Genomic DNA, 20,446 nt, shown 5'->3' on the forward strand with positions numbered 1-20,446 from the left:
ACAATTCCGGGGCGTTGAAGAGGCTCGTCGAGTCGCTTCGAGGCGTTGGAATCGGGCCTTGCAACGGCCAGTGACGACCGCTGATGACCCTGGCCTGAAGCGATAATGTTATTGTTATAACATAACATTATCTTGTTTTGCAGGTAACCGGAACCGGGCTCAGGCCCTTCTTTCAGGCAGGAAGAAAAGAGGTTCTTGTAGCGGAAATGGCGCGCCATATTGCTTCCATCGCAAAGAGAAAAGGCACGGCAATCCGATGGAAATGCGCAACAGCAGACAGGGGCACGAGGGCGCCCTACTGGAGTCAACGCCCGCCCACCGCGGGTTGCCAGACACAAACGACTCCAGGCCGGTCTCCGGGCTTGCGAGGGTCATGAACGCATCGCCTTCCCATGCGCGTGGCGCACAGTGGCGTTTCGATGCGGTCGCTCGCTTACCGTTGCGGGGGCAGCGTCGGACTTCAACCGATTTCCCGTTTCACCTCACGCGCGGCGGCGTGAGACACCTGAAGCGGGGCGGATATGACCACCCGCCCCCGCTCAAGTCAAGGCGCAGGGGCAATTGTGGGAGGCGCTTTGGGGCAGACTTAAGCGTAGGGTGGACAACGCGCAGCTTGTCCACCGTGACGACACCTCACCTGGACTATCCGCAGGTGTAACTAGTGGCCGCCCTGCTCGTCGATACGCAACTCCGGCAACGCCATCCCCGCCACCAGGCGCTCATCCACCAGGCGTATCACCGCCGCCTCGTCCTTGATGGCATACCACTCACCCTGTGGATAAAGACTCGCGGTCGGGCCCAGGTCGCAGGGGAACTGGCACTGGCTCCGGGTGATGTGCACGCCACCCTCGCACTCCAGCTTGCCCGCGGCCTTGAGCCGCTGGCGCAGGATTTTCCACAGCCCCAGCGCACCCTTGCGCGTGCAGCGCGGGCCGTTGCACAGCAGCAGGCGCTGCGCATGCGGCGGGATCTGCGACCAGGCGTGATGGGCCGGCACGGGCGGCACATCGCTGCAGGGGAGATGCGCCTCGCGATGCGCCAGCAGCGCGCCCAGGCCATCGAGCCAGGTGTCCTCGAGCGCCATGCAGACCACGAACACCCCTGCCCCGTCACCGCGTTCGGCGATGCGCTCGCGCAACCAGTCGCGGTGCGCAGCATCGGCGCGCGGCTCCAGATCGACCACCAGCAATGGCCGTGGCGCCTCGTCTATCGCCTGCCAGAAGCCGTCCTGCTCGCTGTCCTGCAGGTGTGCCTCACCCAGCAACGCGGTGATGCGCTGCTGCAAACGCTCGGCCGAGGCACCACGACCCAGGCCAGGGCCGATGAACAGAACGCGGGCGTAGGGGGCTTGGCTCATGACGGTCTCCAGAACGGGCCGGCAGTCTAGCAGCGCGTGTAGGGTGGATCGCGCTTTATCGATCCACCGTTGCGGTGGACGTGAAAAGCGACGTCCACCCTACGCAATTGCGCGCAGCGCGTAGGCCGTCGTTGGCGGGTTTACCGATGGTACCCACGCTCTGCGTGGGCACCTGCGCGTGTGACGCTCCGCGTCGTGCCTGGCGAGGTTGGTTGCTGCGCCAACGTGATGGACGCAGAGCGTCCAGAGCTGAATTCCCACGCGGAGCGTGGGAACGATCAGTAAAACGCGATGCAGCCGCCGCGATGATCGCAAGCGTAGGGCGGGTGCAACCCGCCAGGCCGGCGTTGGCGGGTTTCACCCGCCCTACAAGGACAGCGCCTCGTAGAGAGTGTCTAACTCCACGAACTCACGCGTCACCGCCGGCAGCTCAGGCCGGCGCAACAACAGCACCGGCAGACCCAGCTCGCGCGCCACCTGCAACTTCGGCTCGGTGGAGGCACTGCCGCTGTTCTTGCTCACCAGCACGTCGCAGCGGATACGGGCGAACAGCGCGCGCTCCTCGTCCAGCGTAAATGGCCCACGCGCACCGATCACCTCGGCGCGCGGCGGCGCCGACTCGGCCTGCAGGCAGCGCACCGTCCAGTGCTGGTGCGCAGGGATCTCGTGCAGGTGCGCCAGCGGCTCGCGCCCGGAGGTGAAGAATGGCCGCTCGAAAGGCGCCAGCGCGCGGGTCAGTCCATGCCAGTCGTCCACCTCGCGCCAGTCGTCACCGACGCCGGGTTGCCAGCCAGGACGACGCAGCGCCCAGCAAGGTACGCTGGTGATCTGCGCAGCACGCGCCGCGTTATGGCTGATCTGCGCCGCATAGGGATGGGTCAGATCCAGCAGCAGCTCGATGCCTTCTGCGGCGATAAAGGCGGCCAGGCCCTCGGCGCCGCCAAAGCCACCGACGCGCACGCGGCATGGCAGATCGTCCGGTACTCGACCCAGACCTGCCAGACTGTAAACCGCCTCCGGTCCCAATCGGCGCGCCAGGCGCAGCGCTTCGGTGGTGCCACCGAGCAGCAGGATGCGCGCGCTCACGGCTTGCGCACCGCCAGCAAGGTGATCGGCAGCGCCGCACGCCAGGTGTCGAAGCCGCCCAGCGGCTGCGCCTGGGCCACAGTGAGCCGCAGCAACTCGCCGCCCTGCCGTTCGCGGAAGGCCACCAGCGCCGCCTCGCTCTGAAGGGTCACGGCATTGGCCAGCAGGCGCCCGCCCGGCTTGAGCGCGGCCCAGCACTGCTCCAGCACGCCGGGTACGGTGACGCCGCCGCCAATGAAGATGGCATCCGGCGCCGGCAGCCCGGCCAGCGCCTCGGGCGCATGCCCGGCGACCAGTTGCAGGCCGGGTACGCCGAGGGCGTCGCGGTTGTGGCGAATATGCGCCTGCCGCCCCTCGTTGGCCTCGATGGCGATGGCGCGGCAGGCTGGGTGCGCGCGCATCCATTCGATGCCGATGGAGCCGCAGCCGGCGCCGACATCCCACAGCAGCTCGCCGGGCAGCGGCGCCAGGCGCGCCAGGGTCACTGCGCGCACATCGCGCTTGGTCAGTTGGCCGTCGTGACGATAGGCCTCGTCCGGCAGGCCGCAGGTCGGTGGCAACAGCTGCGCACCGGCGTCGGCCAGACACTCCACGGCCAGCAGGTTGAGATCGGCACCGCGCGGCAGGTTCCAGTTCGCGGCCAGGCCATCGAGGCGGCGCTCGTCAGGCCCGCCAAGGTGCTCCAGCAGGGTCAGGCGGCTGGCGCCGAAACCGCGCGCACGCAGGGCTTCGGCAACCTGCGCGGGCGTGTCGCCATCGGCGCTCAATACCAGCAAGCGCATGCCGGGATACAGCCGGGCATTGAGCGTGGCCAGCGGACGGCCGACCAGCGACAGCACCTCCACCTCCTGCAACGGCCAGCCCAGACGCGCCGCCGCCAGCGACACCGAGGATGGCGCGGGCAATACCCGCAACTCGTCGGCAGGCACCTGGCGCGCCAGGCTGGCGCCGACGCCGTAGAACATCGGGTCACCACTGGCCAGCACGCACACCGCCTCACCACGCCGCGCCAGCAGCGGTTGCAAGTCGAAGGGGCTGGGCCAGGTTTCCCGCTCGCCGCTGATGCACGGCGGCAGCAACGCCAGTTGGCGCGGCGCGCCGACGATGCGAGTGGCTGCCAGCAGCGCGCGGCGCGCAGCCTTGCCCAGGCCGGGATAGCCGTCTTCGCCGATACCGACCAGGGTCAACCAGGGTTTCATCCAATGTCCTCGCACAGGCCCGACGGACCGCCTGTCCGCGTTCCGGGCAAAGCGGGCATAATAGCGCCTTCGTCGGTGCCCTTGAGTCGATATGACTCAACAGCGGGCCTAAGAGTCTTTTTACGATCTCGCGAGCTAGAGCCTGCTTTTAACGCAGCAGGGCCGACGCGCAGCAGATCGTAGACAGGCTCGAAGAGGGAACACGGCAATACCGTGGCTGCCCCCGCAACTGTAAACAGCGAGTCTGCCGCAACCGCGCCACTGGATTTCCGGGAAGGCCGCGGCAGATAAAGACCTGTCAGCCAGGAGACCTGCCGACGAACGCTGGTCGCGAGTGCCAACATCGGGCGGGGTGTACCGATGCCATGGAGTCCCCTGTGGGATTTCGCTGGTTCGGTCGCCGCGTCGTTATCCACAGGTGACCGCTTGCCCACATCCGTCCGCCCTTCCGCCTGCCCCGGCCTGCTGCGCATCGTCCCCGCGCTGGATGGCGGCATCTGCCGCATCAAGCTGCCTGGCGGTGTGCTGCGCAGTGCGCAGGCGCGGGCAATTGCCGAGGCAGCGCGGCAGCATGCCAGTGGCGTGCTGGAACTGACCAACCGCAGCAACCTGCAGATTCGTGGCGTACTGCCCGGCCAGGAAAGCGCACTGATCGACGCCCTGCTCAGCGCCGGTCTCGGCCCGCGCGTGGCCGCCGCTGACGATGTGCGCAACCTGCTGCTCAGCCCCGCCGCCGGCCTCGACCCACAGGCGCGGATGGACGTGCGCCCGCTGGCCAGCCAGTTGCTCGACCTGCTGCAGGACACTCCAGCGCTGCATGCCCTCTCCCCCAAATTCGCCCTGCAGCTGGACGGCGGCGAAGCCCTGGCCATGCGCGCACACCCCCACGACCTGTGGCTGACCGCCGAGGATGAACAGCACCTGTTGCTGGGCCTGGCCGGTTGCCCCATCGACACGCCATTGGCGCGAATCGAGGCGACGCGGACGGTCACGCTGGTGCGCGAACTCCTGCTGCTGTTCCTCGAACTGACGACTCCCGAGCAGTCGCGCATGCGCCAGTTGCTGGCGCAGATCCCGGCCGACGAGTTGCTGCAACGCCTGCAGGCGCGCCTGGATTTCACCCTGCAGCCCCCCTCGGCGCGGCAACCTGCCGCGATGATCGAGCGCACGCCGGCAGGGATTTATCCACAGGCGCAGAATGGCCTGTACATGCTATTGGCCGGCGCCCGGCTCGGTCGATTGCATGCCGAACAACTGCTGGCACTGGCCGAGCTGAGCGAGCGCCACGGCGACGGCGAACTGCGCCTGACACCCTGGCAAGGCGTGCTGCTGGGCAATGTGCCCGAACCCGCCAGCCATGAGCTGCTGGCAGCACTGGATGAACTGGGCCTGCTGACCCACGTCGACGAGCCGCTGCTTGGTCTGGTCGCCTGCACCGGCTCGGCCGCCTGCGCGCGCGGCCTGGCCGACAGCAAGCATCACGCCCTGCACCTGGCCGACCTGCTGCGTGAGAGCGGCGCGCGCCCGCAGGTGCATCTCAGCGCCTGCCCGCGCAGTTGCGCCAGTGCTCGCGTGCAACCCTACACCCTGCTGGCCAGCACGCCCGACCACTACCAACTCTATCAACGCACGCCCGAGGCGCCCGGTTTCGGCCGCCTGCTGGCGCCCGCCATGACCATCGACGAGGCCGGCGCCTGGTTCGCCCGCCAACACTGCGCAGGAACACCCAATGCTTGATTACATTCGCGACGGCCAGGAAATCTACCGCCGCTCCTTCGCCACCATCCGCGCCGAAGCCAACCTCGATGGCATCCCCGCCGACCTGGAAAAACTGGCCGTGCGCGTGATCCACGCCTGCGGCATGGTCGATGTGGTGCAAGACCTGCGCTTCTCCCCCGGTGCCGGCGCTGCCGGCCGTGCGGCCCTGCTGGCTGGCGCGCCGATTCTCTGCGATGCACGCATGGTCGCAGAAGGCATCACCCGCCCACGCCTGCCGGCCAATAACCCGGTGATCTGCACCCTGCACGATGCCGGCGTGCCGGAGCTGGCCCGCGAAGTCGGCAATACCCGCTCGGCGGTGGCCCTGGAGCACTGGCGCGACCACCTGGGCGGCAGCGTGGTGGTGATCGGCAACGCGCCGACCGCGCTGTTCTACCTGCTGGAAATGCTCTACGCCGGCGCGCCGAAACCGGCACTGATCATCGGCATGCCGGTGGGCTTCATCGGTGCGGCGGAATCCAAGGATGCCCTGGCCGCAGACAGCCGTGGCGTGCCCTACGTGATCGTCCGTGGTCGTCGTGGCGGCAGCGCCATGGCGGTAGCGGCGGTCAACGCCCTCGCCTCGGAGGTGGAGTGATGGCTGGCCGTCTGCTTGGCCTCGGTGTCGGCCCCGGCGACCCCGAGCTGCTTACCCTCAAGGCCCTGCGCCTGCTGAAAAGCGCACCCGTGGTGGCCTACTTCGTGGCCAAGGCCAAGCACAACGCCGGCCATGGCGGGAATGCCTTCGGCATCATCGAAGCGCATCTGGACGCCGCCCAGCAGCGCCTGCCGCTGGTCTACCCGGTGACCACCGAGAAGCTGGCCCCGCCGCTGTCCTACGAGGATGTGATCGCCGATTTCTACGACACCTGCGCCGAGCAGATCGCTCGCCTGCTGGACGCCGGCCAGGACGTGGCGGTGATCTGCGAGGGCGACCCGTTCTTCTACGGTTCCTACATGTACCTGCACGACCGCCTGGCCGGTCGGTATGAGGTGGAGGTGGTGCCCGGCGTGTGCTCCATGCTCGGCTGCGCCTCGGTACTCGGCACGCCGCTGGTGTACCGCAACCAGAGCTTGAGCGTGCTGTCCGGCGTGCTCCCGGAGGACGAGCTGGAACAGCGCCTGCGCGACGCCGAAGCCGCCGTGGTGATGAAGCTCGGGCGCAACTTCGACAAGGTGCGCCGGGTGCTGCGCAAGCTCGGCCTGGACGACCGCGCCCACTATGTCGAGCGCGCGACCATGGCCAGCCAGAAGATCGTCGCGCTGGACGAGGTGGAGCCGATGGATTCGCCCTATTTCTCGATGATTCTGGTGCCCGGCCAGAAATGGCGGGGATGAAACCGTAGGGTGGATGACGCTTTTTTCATCCACCATCGCGGCGGTGGATGGGTGAAGCGTCGTCCACCCTACGCCCTACCGCTATTCGCTTGAACGTAGCCCGGATGCAATCCGGGACAGCCATTCCCCGGATTGCATCCGGGCTACAGGATTTGCCGCATGAACATCGTCATCCTCGGCACCAGCGCGCTGACCACTGCACAACGCCTCCAGGTGCTTTATCCACAGGCCGTGATCCATGGCCTGCGCGGTCGTGCCGATGGTGCCGAGCGCCTCTACGAGGACTTCGGCGACACCCTGCGCGCCCTGTACCGCGCCGGTCAGCCGCTTGTGGTGCTGTGCGCCGCTGGCATCGTCATCCGCAGCCTCGCCGCGCTGCTGGCGGAAAAAGGCAGCGAGCCGCCGGTGCTGGCCCTGGCCGAAGACGGCAGCGCCGTGGTGCCGCTGCTCGGCGGCCTGGCCGGGGTCAATCGCCTGGCCCGCGAAATCGCCGCATATCTGGGCGTGGCGCCGGCCATCACCACCAGCGGCGAACTGCGCTTCGGCACCTGCCTGCTGGAACCGCCAACCGGCTACGTCCTGGCCGACCTGCAGCAGGGCAAGCGCTTCGTCAGCGACCTGCTCGGCGGCGAGACGGTACGCATCGAAGGCCAGGCGCCCTGGCTGGAGGCCGCGCAACTGCCTGTGGATAACGCCGCCAGTCGGGTTATCCACATCACCGCAGAGGTGCGCCCCGCGCAACCGGACGAGCTGCTGATCCACCCACGCAGCGCCGCCGCGCTGATCGAACGGCCCGGCGTCGACCTGCCCGCGCGCCTGCAGCAGGCGCTGACCGCCGCCAAGCTGGCGCCGCAAGCGCTGGCCGTTCTGCTCACGGACAAGCGCTGGATGACCAATGCCGAGCTGCACGCGGCAGCAGCCGAGTTGAACCTGCCGCTGCGCTTTATCCACAGCACATCCGCGCTGCCGCCCGAGCACCATACCGGCGACGGCCTGCGCCTGCTGCTGGACGAGCAGCCACTGGAAATCGAGTGCCTTGGTCAGCGCCGTGGACGCCTGAGCGTGGTCGGCCTCGGCCCCGGCGCCGCCGAACACATGACGCCGGCCGTGCGCCGTGCCCTCGACGAAGCCGAAGACCTGCTCGGCTACGACACCTACGTGAAGATGGCTGGCCCGCTGCGCGCCGAGCAACGCCTGCACCCCAGCGACAACCGCGAGGAGCTGCAGCGCGCCGCCCACGCCTTCGAGTTGGCCGCCACTGGCCGCCGGGTGGTGATGATATCCTCCGGCGACCCCGGCGTATTCGCCATGGCCGCCGCCGTGATGGAGGCGCTGGAAAGCCCGCAGAACAACGCCTGGCACGGCGTCGAACTGGAGGTCTTGCCCGGCGTCTCCGCCGCCCTGGCCACTGCCGCCAAGGCCGGCGCGCCGTTGGGTCATGACTTCTGCCTGATCTCGCTTTCCGACAACCTCAAACCCTGGGCAGTGATCGAAAAACGCCTGCAGCACGCCGCCATCGCCGACCTGGCCATGGCCTTCTACAACCCGATCTCCAAGGCCCGCCCCTGGCAGCTCGGTCGCGCCCTGGAGCTGCTGCGCCAGCACCGCGAACCGCAGACCCTGGTGGTGCTCGGTCGCGATATCGGCCGGCCCGCCGAAGCGCTGCGCAGCCTCACCTTGGGTGAACTGACGCCAGAGATGGTCGATATGCGCACCCTGGTGATTGTCGGCTCCAGCCAGACCCGCCGCTTCCCCCGCGCAGATGGCGGCGAGTGGGTCTACACGCCGCGCTGGTATCCCGATCTGTAGGAGCCCGCTTGCGGGCGATACAGCACCATCGGACATACTGATCGCCGGCAAGCCGGCTCCTACGAAAAGCGCGTCTACGCACACCTTACAGACCCACGTACCAAGTGCCGGTATCCCAACCCGTAGGAGCCAGCTTGCGGGCGATCCAGCACCGTCGAACACCTTGATCGGGTGCCAGCCAGCTCCTACGAAAGGCGCCTGCACAAACCTTCTAGCCCTGCGCAACGGACGCGGTAAGCTCAAGCGTTCACAACCGCGAAGGGCAGCAGCCGATGAATGCGCAGTCATGGGTCGACCTCAAGCAGGATGCCGATACCGGCATCGAGGTGATCCGCGCGCATTTCGAGGGCCACGCCTACGATCCGCACTGGCACGACAGCTACCTGATCGGCTTCACCGAACAGGGCGTGCAGCAGTTTCATTGCCGCCGAGCGCTGTTCAGCAGCCTGCCGGGACAAACCTTCTTCCTCGAGCCCGGCGACATCCACGACGGCCATGCACCGACACCGGGCGGCTTCACCTACTCCACCCTCTATCTCGAGCCAGCCTGGCTGGAGCGCGCACTGCCGGCGCTGTTCGAGCAGGCACCCGGCGATTGCCTGCCCGGCGTGCCTCGCACCCAACCGGACGACCCCGGCTTGCTGCCATGCATCGCCAATGCCCTGCAGGCGTTGAGTGACGACGAGCCGCGCATGGTGCGCGACGCCGCACTGGATGCGCTGCTGGAGCGGATCTCGCGCAGCCTGCACTGGCGCCAGCGCCTGCCAGGCAACCCGCAGATCGCCAGCGTGGCCTTGCGCGCCCGCGAGTACCTGCATGCGCACTTTCACCAGAACATCGGCCTCGACGAACTGGCGCACATCTGCGGCGTCGACCGCTTTCGCCTGAGCCGCGCCTTCAAGGCCGCCTTCGGCATCGCCCCACACGGCTACCTGATCCAGCTGCGCCTGGTGCGCGCCCGCCGTCTGCTGGCCCTGGGCACGGCGCCAGCGGATATCGCCAGCGACCTGGGTTTTGCCGACCAGAGCCACCTGGGCCGCTGGTTCCGCCGCGCCAACGGCCTCACCCCGGGCGCCTACCGCAACCTCTGCACAAAGCTTCAAGACCACTGAGATAGCTGCCCGGACAATCGCGCCATATCCCGATATGGAGCGATGCCAGATGTCTTTCACTGCCCGCCGGGCTCTGCCATGAACCAGTGGCTGCCCTTCATCCTTTTCGCCTCAGTGGCCTCGATCACCCCCGGCCCGACCAACCTGCTGATCCTCGGCAGCGCCGCCCGCTTCGGTCTGTCCATCGCGCTGACCATCGCCGTGGGCGCCAGTCTTGCGGCCAGTCTGATGCTGCTGGTGGTCGGCCTGGGCCTCGGCGAACTGCTGGCCCGCGCCCCGCTGTTGCAGACGGTGATGACCTGGGCCGGAGCGGCCTGGATCAGTTGGATGGCCTGCAAGCTGATGCGCGCCGACACCGCCAGCCTGGACGAGCGCAGCATCGACCAGCGCCAGGGTTTCGCCCAGGGCGCCGGCCTGCAACTGATCAATCCCAAGACCTGGCTGATGACCGTCTCGGTCACGGCGATCTTCCTCGATGGCCAGGCCTCGTTCGGCGCGGTGGCGGGCTACGCGACGCTGTTCCTGCTGGTGTCGACGCCCTGCCTGATCGCCTGGGGTCTGCTCGGCGCGGGCGGTGCGAAGCTGCTGCGACAACCGGCCCGGCTGCTGCTGTTCAACCGCTGCATGGCTGCGTTGTTGCTCGCTTCGGTTTGGCTGCCGCAGCTGGCAATTCCGTAGGAGCGCCGCCCCGGCGCGAAGCGATTGCGGACACCGCCATGCCGGCGTTGCCCTGACATTCGCCGCGAGGACGCGGCACCTACAAGTTGGAGGAGTTTGCGCCGCCCTGACGGCGGAAGGTGCCGGGCGCCAGGCCGAAACGCTGGCGGAACAGCTTGCCCAGGTGGCTGGCATCGCTGACGCCAATCTCGTCGGCGAGTTGCGCCAGGCTGTGGCTGGAATTGAGCAGGCGCCAGCGCACGTGCTGAAGGCGCAGCTCGTTCCAGTATTCGCGCGCACTCATGCCCTGGCTGGCCTGGAACAGACGGTCGAGCTGACGACGACTGATGCCGACGCTGGCCGCCAGCTGCTCGATGCCGTCGGCACTGGCCAGGCCGAGGCGCATCAGGGCGATGGCGCGGTCGACATGACGCTCACCGCTCGACGTCGAGTGCAGCGAACGCAGCGCGTGCTGACCGCTGCGCGTCTCGTCCACCAGCATGTCGGCCAGGCCCTTGAGCGCACGCGCCCGGCCGCTGCCCTGGGCCAGCAGCTCCACTGCCAGGTCGATGGCCGCCGTGCCTCCCGCGCAGGAGATCCGCGCGCCATCGAGGCAATACAGACGCTCGCGGGCCAGGCGCAGGTGCGGAAAACTGGTGCGGAACTCCGCCTCATGGCGCCAGTGCACCGCCACCCGATGGCCGTCGAGCAGGCCGCAGGTGGCGAGCAGAAAGCTGGCGTTGTCGATCGCTACCAGCTTCACTCCGGCGCGCGCCGCACGACGCAGCAATGGCTGGTAAGCCGGTGCCAGCGCGGCGGTGGCCTGCGCGCTGCGCCCGCCGAACAATACCAGGTAGTCGTAGTCGGCCAGCTTCAGCTCATCCGGCGTAGCCTCGATGCGCAGCGCCGCACCACTGCTGGACAGCACGTGCCCCGGCTGCAGGCCGAGGATCGTCCAGGCGCAGTAGCGCTGGCGGCTGTAGTCCTCGTCGTCGGCGCTGAAGCGCAACTTGTCGAGAAAACCACCGAACGGCAGCAGGGCGAACTCCGGCAACGGCAGCAGGAGAAACCGCAGATCAGGTTTTTCGGCCATGCTCAGTCCAGAATCAACCGTTAGATGGCCAGAATCTACCTCATTCTTGCCCCTGCCGCTGACTAGACTGGCCGCGCACTCACAGGAGACCCGCATGGCCCTCGAACTCTGGCTCGTCTACTTCGTCGCCACCCTCGGCCTGGCGCTGACGCCCGGCCCCAACAGCCTGCTGGCGCTGACCCACGGCGGGCTGTATGGCGCACGCATGGCGCTGGCCACCATCCTCGGTGGCGTGGTCGGCTTCAGCACGCTGATCGCCCTGGCCATGTTCGGCCTCGGTGCCCTGCTCAAGACCGCGCCCAGCGCACTGCTGGCGCTGAAGTGGATCGGCGGCGCCTACCTGATCTGGCTGGGCGTGCAGCTGTGGCGCTCGCCGCCGATGAACCTGACGCTGGCCGATAGCGGCGCCCGTCCCAGCGCCGTCCGGCTGTTTCGCCAGGGCCTGCTGTCGGCACTGTCGAACCCCAAGGTGATCCTGTTCTACGGCGCCTTCCTGCCGCAGTTCGTCGACCCGCAGCGCGGCCTGGCCGTGCAGTTCGTGGTGATGGCGGCAACCTTTGCCGTGGTCGAGTTTCTCGTCGAGCTGTTGCTGGCGCTGCTGGCCGTTCGCGTACGCCCCTTGTTGCAGCGCGGCGGCCGTGCCTTCAATCGCAGTTGCGGCGTGCTCTTCGTGCTGATCGGCGTGGCGTTGCCGCTGGCGCGCTGATGCAAGGAAGGACGGTTGCGAGTGTTACCTGTCTCACAGCCTGAGGACGCAACCTTGCCAGGATGGCGCTGACCGATAGAATGCCGACCTACCGATGCACCGGACGAGCAGCGCCCGGGCACATCCAACCAGCGATTAAGGACGATCAATATGCGGCATTTTCACTGCCTGCCAGTAGTTTTCTCCGCTCTGATGCTCGGCTGTGCCAGCACGCCCGAGCAGCACGACACGACTGCGGATCTCAACGCCACCCTGCCGCAGTTGACGCTGAAGACGGTACTGCCCCCTGCGCAGGCAAATTCGTACTGCACAGCGCAAATGGACAGCGACATTCTCTACGGCTTGGGCACGCAGCTGTTCAACGCCGACGACACGGCAAACGCCAAAAGCTGCCTGATTTTCGCCGCGCCCGAACACAACCGGGCCTTCTGCTACCTGTCGCTGATTGCCGATAGAGACCCGGAAAAATCCCAGGCCGAGAAGGATCAGGAGTCCTTCAACTACATCGCCTATGCCGCGAGCCGCAACGATTGGTGCGCAGAGTACGGCATGTGGCGCATCTACCAGATCGGCAGCAAAGGCGTGGAGCAGGACCCTGAGCTTGCCAAGCGCTGGCTGGAGCGCTCGGCTCTGCATGGCTATGGTGAATCGCAAAGCGCTCTTGCCTATCGCTACGAAGCGGACGAGGACTTGGCCGCCAGCCTGGCCTGGTCACGCATCGTCGGCGACGACCACGCCGAACAGCAGGAGCAACTGCGTCAGAAGATGGATGCCAAGCAGCTTGCTGCCAGCGACAAGCTCTATGAGAGCCTGCAGAAGCGGGTCATCAGCAAGGAAGCCATGTACGCAGAAGCGCGCGAAGAGGATATCGGCCGCTACTCGGCGACCATCCACCTCAACGATCCCGAGGTTCTGCAGGGCATGGAGACGGAGCAGCGTCGCGACTTCATCCGCCAGGCCATGTTCACCGCGCTGGAACTGCCCTACATAGAGACGCGCGAGCAGGTCACCCTGTACATGGTGCTGTCGCGCCGTGCCCAGATGCTCGAACCGGGTGCCGACATCCTGCAGAACCCGCAACTGGTGGCGCTCCTGCAGGATACGCAGCTGTCGTTTGAGCAGGCGAATGCCGATGCTCGGCGGATCATCGAAAGCACTTATCGCTGAAACGCCCTCTCCAGAGCCCATGATCCTCATCATGGGCCCTGTCACTTCAGGCCTTGAGCGCCTCGCCAATCGCGTAGTAATGACCGCCCGCCATGTGATGCAGGCTGCGCAGGCTCGGGTCGGCCGTTTCGAAATGCCAGCGACCGTCGCGGAACACGCGCTCGTCCGCCCAGGCCGCGATCACCTCGCCGATGAACAGGTCGTAGGCCTGCTGGTTGTGCGGCTCATCGAGCAACCGGCAGACCAGCCAGGCCGCGCAGCCCGCCACCAGTGGCAGGTCGTGACTTTCCATCGTGAACAACTCGACGCCGGCATGGACCAGCTTCGCCGGATCGTCGGCCAGACTGGCGTTGCCCACCGCCTGGGTCAGTTGCAGTTGCGCCACGGTCGGCACCTGGATGGCGAACAGGCCGCTGCCCTCGATCAGCGCGCGGGTGCGGGTGGCCTTGTCCAGCACCAGGGTCAGCTTCGGCGGGTCGAAATCCAGGGCGCAGCACCAGGCCGCCGCCATGACGTTATCCACAGCCTGATGACGAGCCGACACCAGCACGGTGGGGCCGTGGTTGAGCAGGCGGTAGGCCTTGGCCAGATCGACGGGACGGATGGGCGCGCTCATGCAGACTCCTGATAACGAAAAAGGCGCTCGCATGCTGGCCTGTGAAGGCCCGCATCGCAAGCGCCTGCCGCAGCAGCTGTGAATCAGAACTCCTGCACGGTCGGGCGCAGGACGATCTCGTTGATGTCGACGTCGGCCGGCTGTTCGATGGCGTAGGCGATGGCGCGCGCCACCGACTCAGCCGGAATCGCCTGCTTGTAGAAGTCGACGACGAAGTCGCGGCTCTGCTGGTGGGCGCTGCCAAACTTCAGCTCGGAGTCCACCGCACCCGGCTCGATGGTGGTGGTGCGGATGCTGCCGCCGACCTCGTGACGCAGGCCTTCGGAGATGGCGCGCACGGCGAACTTGGTGCCGCTGTAAACGGTACCACCGGGGCTGAACACCTTGATCCCGGCCACCGAGGCGATGTTGATGAAGTGCCCGGCGTTCTGCTGCTGGAACACCGGCAGTGCAGCAGCGATGCCGTAGAGCACGCCCTTGATGTTGATGTCGATCATGCGCTCCCACTCCTCGACGCGCACGTCGCTCAGTGGCGCGATGGCCATCAGCCCGGCGTTGTTGACCAGCACATCGACGCGGCCGAAGGTGTCCAGTGCGCCCTGGATCAGCGCCTTGACCTCATCGGCGCGGGTCACGTCGGTCTGGTAGGCCACGGCCTCGCCGCCAGCGGCGACCAGCTCGCTGACAAGCTGCTCGAGACGCTCCTTGCGCCGCGCCGCCAGCACCACCTTGGCGCCCAGTTGGCTGAGGTGACGCGCGGTGGCTTCGCCCAGGCCGCTGCTGGCGCCGGTGATGACCACGACCTTGCCGGAAATGTTGTTGCTCATGGGTAAGCCCTCTCTCGATTCGTTGGAGTGTCCGTGCCGTACGCCGGACATAGGCTCACGTTAGAGGTGATTTCAGTTTCAATGAATGGAAGAGTTTGGATTAGGCTATTCCACATTCTGGAATACAGAGGCGCCCCGACATGCTCAACCGCATGGAGATGATCCGCATCTTCTGCAGCGCGGCCGACTGCAACAACTTCCGCGAGGCAGCCACTCGCCTGGGGGTTTCCCCGCAGGCGGTGACTCGCGCGATCAAGGCGCTGGAGGAGGAGCTCGGCGAGATTCTCTTCCACCGCAACACCCGCCAGGTGCATATCACCGCTTTCGGCGAGGCCTATGCGGTACGCGCCCGGCAGATGCTGGAGGATTTCGACGCGCTGTTTCGCGGCCACCGCGCCGACACCGAATCGGCCATCGCCGGGCGCATCGGCATCACCGCGCCGCAGGCCATCGGCAAGCGCTTTCTGGTGGCGTTCCTGCAGCCCTTGCTCAAACAGCACCCACAACTGGTACTGAACCTGCGCCTGGAGGACGAGATCACCGACGCGGTGGAAGCGCAGATCGACATCGGCATCCGCGTCGGCTTCCTGCGTGACAGCCGCTACGTCGCTCGCGCCCTGGCACCCGTGCCCTTGCAAGTGGTGGCCACACCGGAACTGATCGCTGCCAGCGGCGCGCCGCGTGATCTCGACGAGTTGCAGCAACGGCCGCTGTCGGTGCTGATCGACCGCAAGAACGGCCGTCCCTGGCCATGGACATTCGCCCACGGCCCCAGCCTGCACCCGCCCACGCCCGCGCTGGTGTGTGACGACCCCGAAGCCGAGCTGGAAGCCGTGCTTGCCGGTCTGGCCTACGGCCAGTTGCCTGCCTACCTGGCGCAGCCGTACCTGCAAAGCGGCCACCTGCAGGCCGTGCTGACGGAGCAGGCGCCCGATCCCTGGCAGCTGTTCATCTACCGCCCACAGCAAGGTCCCGTGCCACCGCGTGTACGCCTGGTGTTCGATCACCTGCGTGCCTGCTTTTGCGATCCGGCGCAGTTTCCCCAGGGCTGAGGTCGCGATATGTCAAACGCCGAGAAAGTGGACCAGTAAAAATTCGCAAGAATGGATCTATGTGGCTAGACCACTGCTGCGTACATTCGTCCTCACCGGGCCACAGTGGTTCTGCCAGTTGCAGAGGGGCATCGGTTTCTTCTCACCTCGCATACGGATGATGACCATGAGCCAGCGCCTCGACTACTTTGCACTCTCTCCCAAGGCCTCCGGCAAGTACGCCGAATTCTCCATGCTGCTGACCCGCAGCCCATTCCTCGCGCCGCTGGCTCACCTGGTCATGCTGCGTGCCTCGCAGATCAATGGCTGCGCCTTCTGCGTCGACATGCACGTGAAGGAAGCGAAGATCCATGGCGAGCGCGAGCTGCGTCTGCACCATGTCGCCGTCTGGCGCGAATCGCCGCTGTTCTCCGAGCAGGAGCGCGCCGCACTGGAGTGGACGGAAGCCCTGACCCAACTGTCACCGCATGGCGTGTCCGACACCATCTACGCCAGCGTGCGCGAGCAGTTCTCCGAGCAGGAACTGTCGGAGCTGAGCTTCCTGGTGGTCGCCATCAATGGCTGGAATCGCCTGAGCGTGGCCTTCCGTAACCTGCCTGGCTCCGCCGACAAGCAGTACGGCCTGGACAAGGCCGGTCTGGCCTGATGCCTTGCTCCGCAGAGGTTACGCCCATGCCTGCAGCTATCCGTGTACTGCGCCTGATCAGCAGCCCGCGTGGCGCTGAATCAGAAAGCCTGCGTCTGTCTCACCTGGTGCTCGACGGCCTCGCTGGCCGGCACTCACTGGCAGTGCAGGACGTCGACCTCAACGATCTGCAACATGTCGATCGGGACTATGCCATGGCTCTGGCGTCTCCCTCTGACAGTGACCAGACAGAGCCCGGCAGCGCCCTGCGCCGCTCCGCCGAGCTGATCCGTCAGCTCGACGAAGCAGATGTGCTGCTGATCGCCACCCCCATGCACAACTACACCGTCCCCTCGACACTCAAGGCCTGGGTCGATCACATCGTGCGGATTCGCATGACATTCAACGGCACACCGCAAGGTAAGGTTGGCCTGCTACGTGATCGCCCGGTGTACGTGGCATTGGCCTCAGGCGGGCTGATCAACGGCGAGCAGGCGCGGCAGCCAGACTTCCTGCGCCCCTACCTGCAGGCGGCCCTGGCCACGGTGGGCCTCAGGAACATGCACTTCTTCTGTGTGGAGGGTACCGCCAGAGGTGAGCAGGCCCTGCTGGAAGCCCGCGCCGTGGCGCAGTCACAGGTAGCCGCGTTTTTCGCTGCCGAGTGAAACGGCTGGCAACACGTCAGGCATCTGAGCGAAGGATTCTGTAGGGTGGCGGGCGATGGTGACGAATCGCCTGCGTCATCCATCAGACAGACTCGTAGCCCGCTCAATGGAACCTTCGCATGTTGCCCCAGCCGCTATACGCTCGACCGGCCCGCCTGGCCCTGCTGACCTTCAACTGCCTGGCAGCGCCAATCGCCCTGGCTCAGCAGCCCATGCAACTGGACGCCATGCAAATCAGTGGCGCACCGCTGAGCGAAATCGAGGCCGCGCAGGAAGCGCTGAAACAGGTCCCCGGCGCCACCAACCTGGTGGACATGGACAAGGTCGAGCAGGGCCGCGTGGCCGGCGTCGCCGACGTGCTGGCCTACCAGCCGGGCGTCTATGCGCAGTCGCCCGGCAACGAGGGCGTCAAGATCAGCGTGCGCGGATCGGGCATCAACCGTGGCCCCGGCTCGCATGCCTCCGGCACCCATATCCTGCTCGACGGCCTGCCGCTGACCGGCTCTGGCGGCACGCCCTATGAGCTGCTGGAACCCCTGTGGATAAGTCGCGCTGAAGTGTCGCGTGGCGCCAATGGCTTCGATCGCGGCTCGCTGGCTCTGGGCGGCGCCATCGACTACATCACACACACCGGCTACACCGCGCCCAAGCTGCAACTGCGCTATGAAACCGGCAGCCGTGGTTACCAGAAGCGCAACATCGCCTCCGGTCAGGTGCTGGGCGATTTCGACTATTACCTCGCCCTCACCGACAGCCAAACCGACGGTTTTCAGGATCACTCATCGGGCAAGGGCAAAGGCGTGGCCGCCAACTTCGGCTATCGGCTCAACGAGAATCTGGAGACGCGCTTCTACCTGCGCTACCGCGAAACCGAGCATGAAACGCCGGGCCGCCTGACCAAGGCCCAGCTCAAGGACGACCCACGCCAGGCCGCTGCGGCCAACCTGCGCATAGACGCCCACCGTGACCAGCCCGGCAGCACCTGGCTGGCCAACAAGACCACCTGGCGCATCGACGACGACGCCACCTTGGTCGCCGGCCTGGCCTATCACCACTACCCCATGGATATCACCGAGACCGCCTACCGAGGCGGCGCCTACCGTATTCGCGTGGACTACAGCGATGTCAGTGGCAGCCTGAATTACACGCGCCGGCATACCCTGTTCGGGCTCAACAGCAGCACCACCATCGGCTGGCGCAGTACCACCAACCTGCCGAGCAGCAAAGCGAAAGAGACCGCAGCGTTGCCGATTACCGTGGGACCTGTTGGCGGAACAGTCACTTATCCGGCCGGCACCCTGATGCGCGCCTACGAGCACCTGGGCTCGGACAGCGTGCTGCACATCGGCAACGAGCTGGAGCTGACGCCTGACCTGTGGCTGACCAGCGGCCTGGCGCTGATCCATACCCGCCGCGACGTGCAGGTGACCTGGCCGGCCAACGACGACAAGCTCGACGAAAGCATCTGGGACTACGCGCCACGTATCGGCCTGCGCTATCAGCTCAACCCCGAGGTGCAGCTGTACGGCAATATCAGCCGCTCGGTGGAACCGCCGCATGCCTGGTCGATGCTCTGGGGCTCGCCACTGCGCTTCTCCAGCACCACCACGCAGCCCTATGCCGCGCGCCAGCGCGCTGCCATCAGCCTGGACAACCAGACCGCCACCACCTTCGAGGTCGGCGGGCGCGGCGATTCCGCACTGGGCCAGTGGGAGCTGACCTACTACTACTCGCAGGTGCGCCATGAACTGCTCACCGTCGAGATCGAGCCCAACGTCTTCGCCGAATCCAACGCCAGCCCCACCGTGCATCAGGGCATCGAAGCCGGCCTGACCAGCCCGCTGTGGCAGGGCGGCGCCGCCGGCGCGCTGAGCCTGCGCCAGGCCTACACCTTCAGCGACTTCCACTACGAAGGCGACGACGCATTCGGCGACAACCGCCTGCCCGGCCTGCCGCGCCACTATTACCAGGTCGAACTGCGCTACGACCACCCGAGCGGCTTCTACGCCGGCCTCAACAGCCAGTACGCCTCGAAGGTCACGGTGGATTACGCCAACTCCTACTACGCCGATGCCTACGCCACCTTCGGCGCCACCCTCGGCTACGCCTCACCGAAAGACGACTGGCAAGCCTGGCTCGACCTGCGCAACCTGACCGACAAACGCTATGCAGCCACCGTTACGCCGGGCTATGACGACAAGGGCGCAGACGTGGCGCGCTCCACGCCTGGGGAAGGGTTTGGGGTGTATACGGGGGTTTCCTGGAGTTGGCTCTGATGGCGCAGACGTACACCACGTACTACTTGGAAATGACCTCGCCGGATCAACTGAAGGCCAAGCCTCAGCGCAGCGACCTGCAGATCGTCGAGTGCGAAGAGCCTCAGCCAGCGCTCAACCGTTTCCTCTATCAACTGATCGGCTCGACCTGGGAATGGGGTGACCTGGACGACTGGAGCGACGCACAGTGGCGCACCATGGTGGAAAACGAAGCACACCGTACCTGGGTCGCCTATCACCGTGGCGCTATCGCAGGTTACTACGAGCTGTTCCGTCCTGACGGGCGCAGCACGGAGATCCGTTACTTCGGCCTGGCTCCGCAGTTTCTTGATCGCGGCTTCGGTGGCCCACTGCTCAGCCATGCCATTCAGTCGGCCTGGCAGTGGCCGGGGACTGAGCGCGTTTGGGTGCACACCTGCACCTTCGATCATCCAGCTGCGTTGGCTAATTACCAGGCACGTGGGATGCGGATTTATCAGGAAGAAATCAGCAACATCGAAAACTCCAATTGAGTCGTTGAACGGCAACAGAGCGAGAACAGCATGGACTGCATGATAAGACTTGCAACAAGGGACGATGCTGCAGCGATCAGCAGTATCGTGATCGCCGCGTTACGTGAGTCGAACGCTCAGGACTATCCACCCGAGGTGATCGCCCAGGTCGAGAAAAGCTTCACGCCAGAAGCTGTTGAGGTCTTGCTCAACAAGCGCAAGGTTTTCGTCGCCTCGATGCACGACGATCTGATCGCCACCGCCAGCCTCGACGGCGGTGTTGTCAGAACGGTCTTCGTTGAGCCCAAGTATCAGGGCTGCGGAGTGGGTCGCAAGCTAATGGCAACGATCCACGCTCAGGCGCTGAACGCCGACATACTCACCCTGTTGGTACCATCCTCACTAACCGCTGAAGGTTTCTACGCCAGTATGGGCTATCGGAAAATTCGCGATGAGTTCCACGGTGCGGAACGCACCGTCGTGATGGAAAAATCGCTGCAGGCCTACTCAAAACACGAGTAACGCGTAGGGGTGGACAACGCTCTGCTTGTCCACCGTCCTAACGTCATCCCTGCGCCGAACCGTTCTTGCGCAGCAAACTGAGGCAAGGCA

20 protein-coding genes and 2 riboswitches are annotated in these 20,446 nt (G+C 66.1%); of the genes, 14 read left to right on the top strand and 6 right to left on the bottom strand.

All coding sequences use genetic code 11. The features are described 5' to 3' along the window. Positions 1 to 329: 329 nt before the first annotated feature. Positions 330 to 524: riboswitch (cobalamin riboswitch) on the bottom strand. A gap of 134 nt (positions 525 to 658) precedes the next feature. The 3 genes from ACN0X6_RS06705 to cbiE all read right to left on the bottom strand — a co-directional run bounded on the left by ACN0X6_RS06705 (position 659) and on the right by cbiE (position 3,642). Beyond that, positions 659 to 1,357 carry a (2Fe-2S) ferredoxin domain-containing protein gene (locus ACN0X6_RS06705; RefSeq protein WP_417702847.1) on the bottom strand — a complete coding sequence of 233 codons (699 nt, stop codon included), beginning with the start codon at positions 1,355 to 1,357 and terminating at the stop codon, positions 659 to 661. Positions 1,358 to 1,723: 366 nt separating this feature from the next. Then, on the bottom strand, positions 1,724 to 2,443 hold the full coding sequence (locus ACN0X6_RS06710; protein WP_417702848.1) for a cobalt-precorrin-6A reductase: 720 nt from the start codon (positions 2,441 to 2,443) through the stop codon (positions 1,724 to 1,726). Beyond that, positions 2,440 to 3,642 carry a precorrin-6y C5,15-methyltransferase (decarboxylating) subunit CbiE gene (cbiE, locus tag ACN0X6_RS06715; protein WP_417702849.1) on the bottom strand — a complete coding sequence of 401 codons (1,203 nt, stop codon included), beginning with the start codon at positions 3,640 to 3,642 and terminating at the stop codon, positions 2,440 to 2,442. Before cbiE ends, ACN0X6_RS06710 begins: the two co-directional genes overlap by 4 nt. A gap of 146 nt (positions 3,643 to 3,788) precedes the next feature. Further along, a riboswitch (cobalamin riboswitch) is annotated at positions 3,789 to 3,976 on the top strand. Positions 3,977 to 4,068: 92 nt separating this feature from the next. Here cbiE and cobG point away from each other — a divergent pair. The 6 genes from cobG to ACN0X6_RS06745 all read left to right on the top strand — a co-directional run bounded on the left by cobG (position 4,069) and on the right by ACN0X6_RS06745 (position 10,337). Then, positions 4,069 to 5,379 (top strand): precorrin-3B synthase, encoded by a 1,311-nt coding sequence (gene cobG, locus ACN0X6_RS06720; RefSeq protein WP_417702850.1) that lies wholly within the window; start codon positions 4,069 to 4,071, stop codon positions 5,377 to 5,379. Beyond that, entirely contained in the window at positions 5,372 to 5,998 is a 627-nt protein-coding gene (locus tag ACN0X6_RS06725; protein ID WP_417702851.1) for a precorrin-8X methylmutase, read from the top strand. Before cobG ends, ACN0X6_RS06725 begins: the two co-directional genes overlap by 8 nt. Continuing rightward, positions 5,998 to 6,738 (top strand): precorrin-2 C(20)-methyltransferase, encoded by a 741-nt coding sequence (locus ACN0X6_RS06730; protein WP_417702852.1) that lies wholly within the window; start codon positions 5,998 to 6,000, stop codon positions 6,736 to 6,738. Before ACN0X6_RS06725 ends, ACN0X6_RS06730 begins: the two co-directional genes overlap by 1 nt. 159 nt (positions 6,739 to 6,897) lie before the next feature. Further along, positions 6,898 to 8,547, top strand: a complete 1,650-nt coding sequence (cobJ, locus tag ACN0X6_RS06735; RefSeq protein ID WP_417702853.1) for a precorrin-3B C(17)-methyltransferase — start codon at positions 6,898 to 6,900, stop codon at positions 8,545 to 8,547. A 272-nt stretch (positions 8,548 to 8,819) separates the two neighbouring features. Further along, positions 8,820 to 9,659, top strand: coding sequence for an AraC family ligand binding domain-containing protein (locus ACN0X6_RS06740; protein WP_417702854.1), 840 nt, complete (start codon positions 8,820 to 8,822; stop codon positions 9,657 to 9,659). 78 nt (positions 9,660 to 9,737) lie between these two features. After that, a complete protein-coding gene (locus ACN0X6_RS06745; protein WP_417702855.1) occupies positions 9,738 to 10,337 on the top strand; it encodes a LysE family translocator in 600 nt (199 codons plus the stop codon). Positions 10,338 to 10,416: 79 nt separating this feature from the next. Here ACN0X6_RS06745 and ACN0X6_RS06750 read toward each other — a convergent pair whose 3' ends face one another. Then, positions 10,417 to 11,409 (bottom strand): GlxA family transcriptional regulator, encoded by a 993-nt coding sequence (locus ACN0X6_RS06750; protein ID WP_417702856.1) that lies wholly within the window; start codon positions 11,407 to 11,409, stop codon positions 10,417 to 10,419. Between the two features lie 94 nt (positions 11,410 to 11,503). On the opposite strand from ACN0X6_RS06750, the gene ACN0X6_RS06755 reads away from it, so the two are divergent. Together ACN0X6_RS06755 and ACN0X6_RS06760 are read left to right on the top strand one after the other, a co-directional pair. Then, a complete protein-coding gene (locus tag ACN0X6_RS06755; RefSeq protein WP_192984259.1) occupies positions 11,504 to 12,115 on the top strand; it encodes a LysE family translocator in 612 nt (203 codons plus the stop codon). A gap of 150 nt (positions 12,116 to 12,265) precedes the next feature. Next, positions 12,266 to 13,282 carry a sel1 repeat family protein gene (locus ACN0X6_RS06760; RefSeq protein ID WP_417702857.1) on the top strand — a complete coding sequence of 339 codons (1,017 nt, stop codon included), beginning with the start codon at positions 12,266 to 12,268 and terminating at the stop codon, positions 13,280 to 13,282. 46 nt (positions 13,283 to 13,328) lie between these two features. On the opposite strand, the gene ACN0X6_RS06765 is transcribed toward ACN0X6_RS06760, so the two are convergent. Together ACN0X6_RS06765 and ACN0X6_RS06770 are read right to left on the bottom strand one after the other, a co-directional pair. Next, positions 13,329 to 13,898, bottom strand: coding sequence for a flavin reductase family protein (locus tag ACN0X6_RS06765; RefSeq protein ID WP_417702858.1), 570 nt, complete (start codon positions 13,896 to 13,898; stop codon positions 13,329 to 13,331). A gap of 83 nt (positions 13,899 to 13,981) precedes the next feature. After that, a complete protein-coding gene (locus ACN0X6_RS06770) occupies positions 13,982 to 14,725 on the bottom strand; it encodes an SDR family oxidoreductase (RefSeq protein ID WP_417702859.1) in 744 nt (247 codons plus the stop codon). A 140-nt stretch (positions 14,726 to 14,865) separates the two neighbouring features. Here ACN0X6_RS06770 and ACN0X6_RS06775 point away from each other — a divergent pair, with 140 nt between their 5' ends. The 6 genes from ACN0X6_RS06775 (at position 14,866) to ACN0X6_RS06800 (ending at position 20,356) form a co-directional block, all read left to right on the top strand. Further along, positions 14,866 to 15,777 carry a LysR family transcriptional regulator gene (locus ACN0X6_RS06775; RefSeq protein WP_417702860.1) on the top strand — a complete coding sequence of 304 codons (912 nt, stop codon included), beginning with the start codon at positions 14,866 to 14,868 and terminating at the stop codon, positions 15,775 to 15,777. A 157-nt stretch (positions 15,778 to 15,934) separates the two neighbouring features. Then, positions 15,935 to 16,423, top strand: coding sequence for a carboxymuconolactone decarboxylase family protein (locus ACN0X6_RS06780; RefSeq protein WP_417702951.1), 489 nt, complete (start codon positions 15,935 to 15,937; stop codon positions 16,421 to 16,423). A gap of 26 nt (positions 16,424 to 16,449) precedes the next feature. Next, positions 16,450 to 17,067: an FMN-dependent NADH-azoreductase gene (locus tag ACN0X6_RS06785; RefSeq protein WP_417702861.1), complete on the top strand. Its 618-nt coding sequence runs from the start codon at positions 16,450 to 16,452 to the stop codon at positions 17,065 to 17,067. Between the two features lie 119 nt (positions 17,068 to 17,186). Further along, positions 17,187 to 19,343: a TonB-dependent receptor family protein gene (locus ACN0X6_RS06790; protein WP_417702862.1), complete on the top strand. Its 2,157-nt coding sequence runs from the start codon at positions 17,187 to 17,189 to the stop codon at positions 19,341 to 19,343. Next, positions 19,343 to 19,855: a GNAT family N-acetyltransferase gene (locus ACN0X6_RS06795; RefSeq protein WP_417702863.1), complete on the top strand. Its 513-nt coding sequence runs from the start codon at positions 19,343 to 19,345 to the stop codon at positions 19,853 to 19,855. Before ACN0X6_RS06790 ends, ACN0X6_RS06795 begins: the two co-directional genes overlap by 1 nt. 30 nt (positions 19,856 to 19,885) lie before the next feature. Beyond that, complete coding sequence (locus ACN0X6_RS06800; RefSeq protein ID WP_417702864.1) at positions 19,886 to 20,356, top strand: GNAT family N-acetyltransferase; 471 nt, start codon at positions 19,886 to 19,888, stop codon at positions 20,354 to 20,356. The last annotated feature ends 90 nt before the right edge of the window (positions 20,357 to 20,446 follow it).

Source organism: Pseudomonas sp., assembly GCF_048269965.1.
In the GTDB taxonomy this organism is placed as follows: domain Bacteria; phylum Pseudomonadota; class Gammaproteobacteria; order Pseudomonadales; family Pseudomonadaceae; genus Aquipseudomonas.

Excerpts from the sequence above, each read along its gene's own strand:
- ACN0X6_RS06705 (WP_417702847.1), bottom strand. The coding sequence starts at position 1,357 with ATGAGCCAAGCCCCCTACGCCCGCGTTCTGTTCATCGGCCCTGGCCTG.
- ACN0X6_RS06790 (WP_417702862.1), top strand. The coding sequence starts at position 17,187 with ATGTTGCCCCAGCCGCTATACGCTCGACCGGCCCGCCTGGCCCTGCTG.
- ACN0X6_RS06775 (WP_417702860.1), top strand. The coding sequence starts at position 14,866 with ATGCTCAACCGCATGGAGATGATCCGCATCTTCTGCAGCGCGGCCGAC.
- ACN0X6_RS06780 (WP_417702951.1), top strand. The coding sequence starts at position 15,935 with ATGATGACCATGAGCCAGCGCCTCGACTACTTTGCACTCTCTCCCAAG.
- ACN0X6_RS06760 (WP_417702857.1), top strand. The coding sequence starts at position 12,266 with ATGCGGCATTTTCACTGCCTGCCAGTAGTTTTCTCCGCTCTGATGCTC.
- ACN0X6_RS06745 (WP_417702855.1), top strand. The coding sequence starts at position 9,738 with ATGAACCAGTGGCTGCCCTTCATCCTTTTCGCCTCAGTGGCCTCGATC.
- ACN0X6_RS06770 (WP_417702859.1), bottom strand. The coding sequence starts at position 14,725 with ATGAGCAACAACATTTCCGGCAAGGTCGTGGTCATCACCGGCGCCAGC.
- cbiE (WP_417702849.1), bottom strand. The coding sequence starts at position 3,642 with ATGAAACCCTGGTTGACCCTGGTCGGTATCGGCGAAGACGGCTATCCC.
- ACN0X6_RS06800 (WP_417702864.1), top strand. The coding sequence starts at position 19,886 with ATGGACTGCATGATAAGACTTGCAACAAGGGACGATGCTGCAGCGATC.
- cobJ (WP_417702853.1), top strand. The coding sequence starts at position 6,898 with ATGAACATCGTCATCCTCGGCACCAGCGCGCTGACCACTGCACAACGC.
- ACN0X6_RS06785 (WP_417702861.1), top strand. The coding sequence starts at position 16,450 with ATGCCTGCAGCTATCCGTGTACTGCGCCTGATCAGCAGCCCGCGTGGC.
- ACN0X6_RS06725 (WP_417702851.1), top strand. The coding sequence starts at position 5,372 with ATGCTTGATTACATTCGCGACGGCCAGGAAATCTACCGCCGCTCCTTC.
- ACN0X6_RS06795 (WP_417702863.1), top strand. The coding sequence starts at position 19,343 with ATGGCGCAGACGTACACCACGTACTACTTGGAAATGACCTCGCCGGAT.
- ACN0X6_RS06730 (WP_417702852.1), top strand. The coding sequence starts at position 5,998 with ATGGCTGGCCGTCTGCTTGGCCTCGGTGTCGGCCCCGGCGACCCCGAG.
- ACN0X6_RS06765 (WP_417702858.1), bottom strand. The coding sequence starts at position 13,898 with ATGAGCGCGCCCATCCGTCCCGTCGATCTGGCCAAGGCCTACCGCCTG.
- ACN0X6_RS06755 (WP_192984259.1), top strand. The coding sequence starts at position 11,504 with ATGGCCCTCGAACTCTGGCTCGTCTACTTCGTCGCCACCCTCGGCCTG.
- ACN0X6_RS06740 (WP_417702854.1), top strand. The coding sequence starts at position 8,820 with ATGAATGCGCAGTCATGGGTCGACCTCAAGCAGGATGCCGATACCGGC.
- ACN0X6_RS06750 (WP_417702856.1), bottom strand. The coding sequence starts at position 11,409 with ATGGCCGAAAAACCTGATCTGCGGTTTCTCCTGCTGCCGTTGCCGGAG.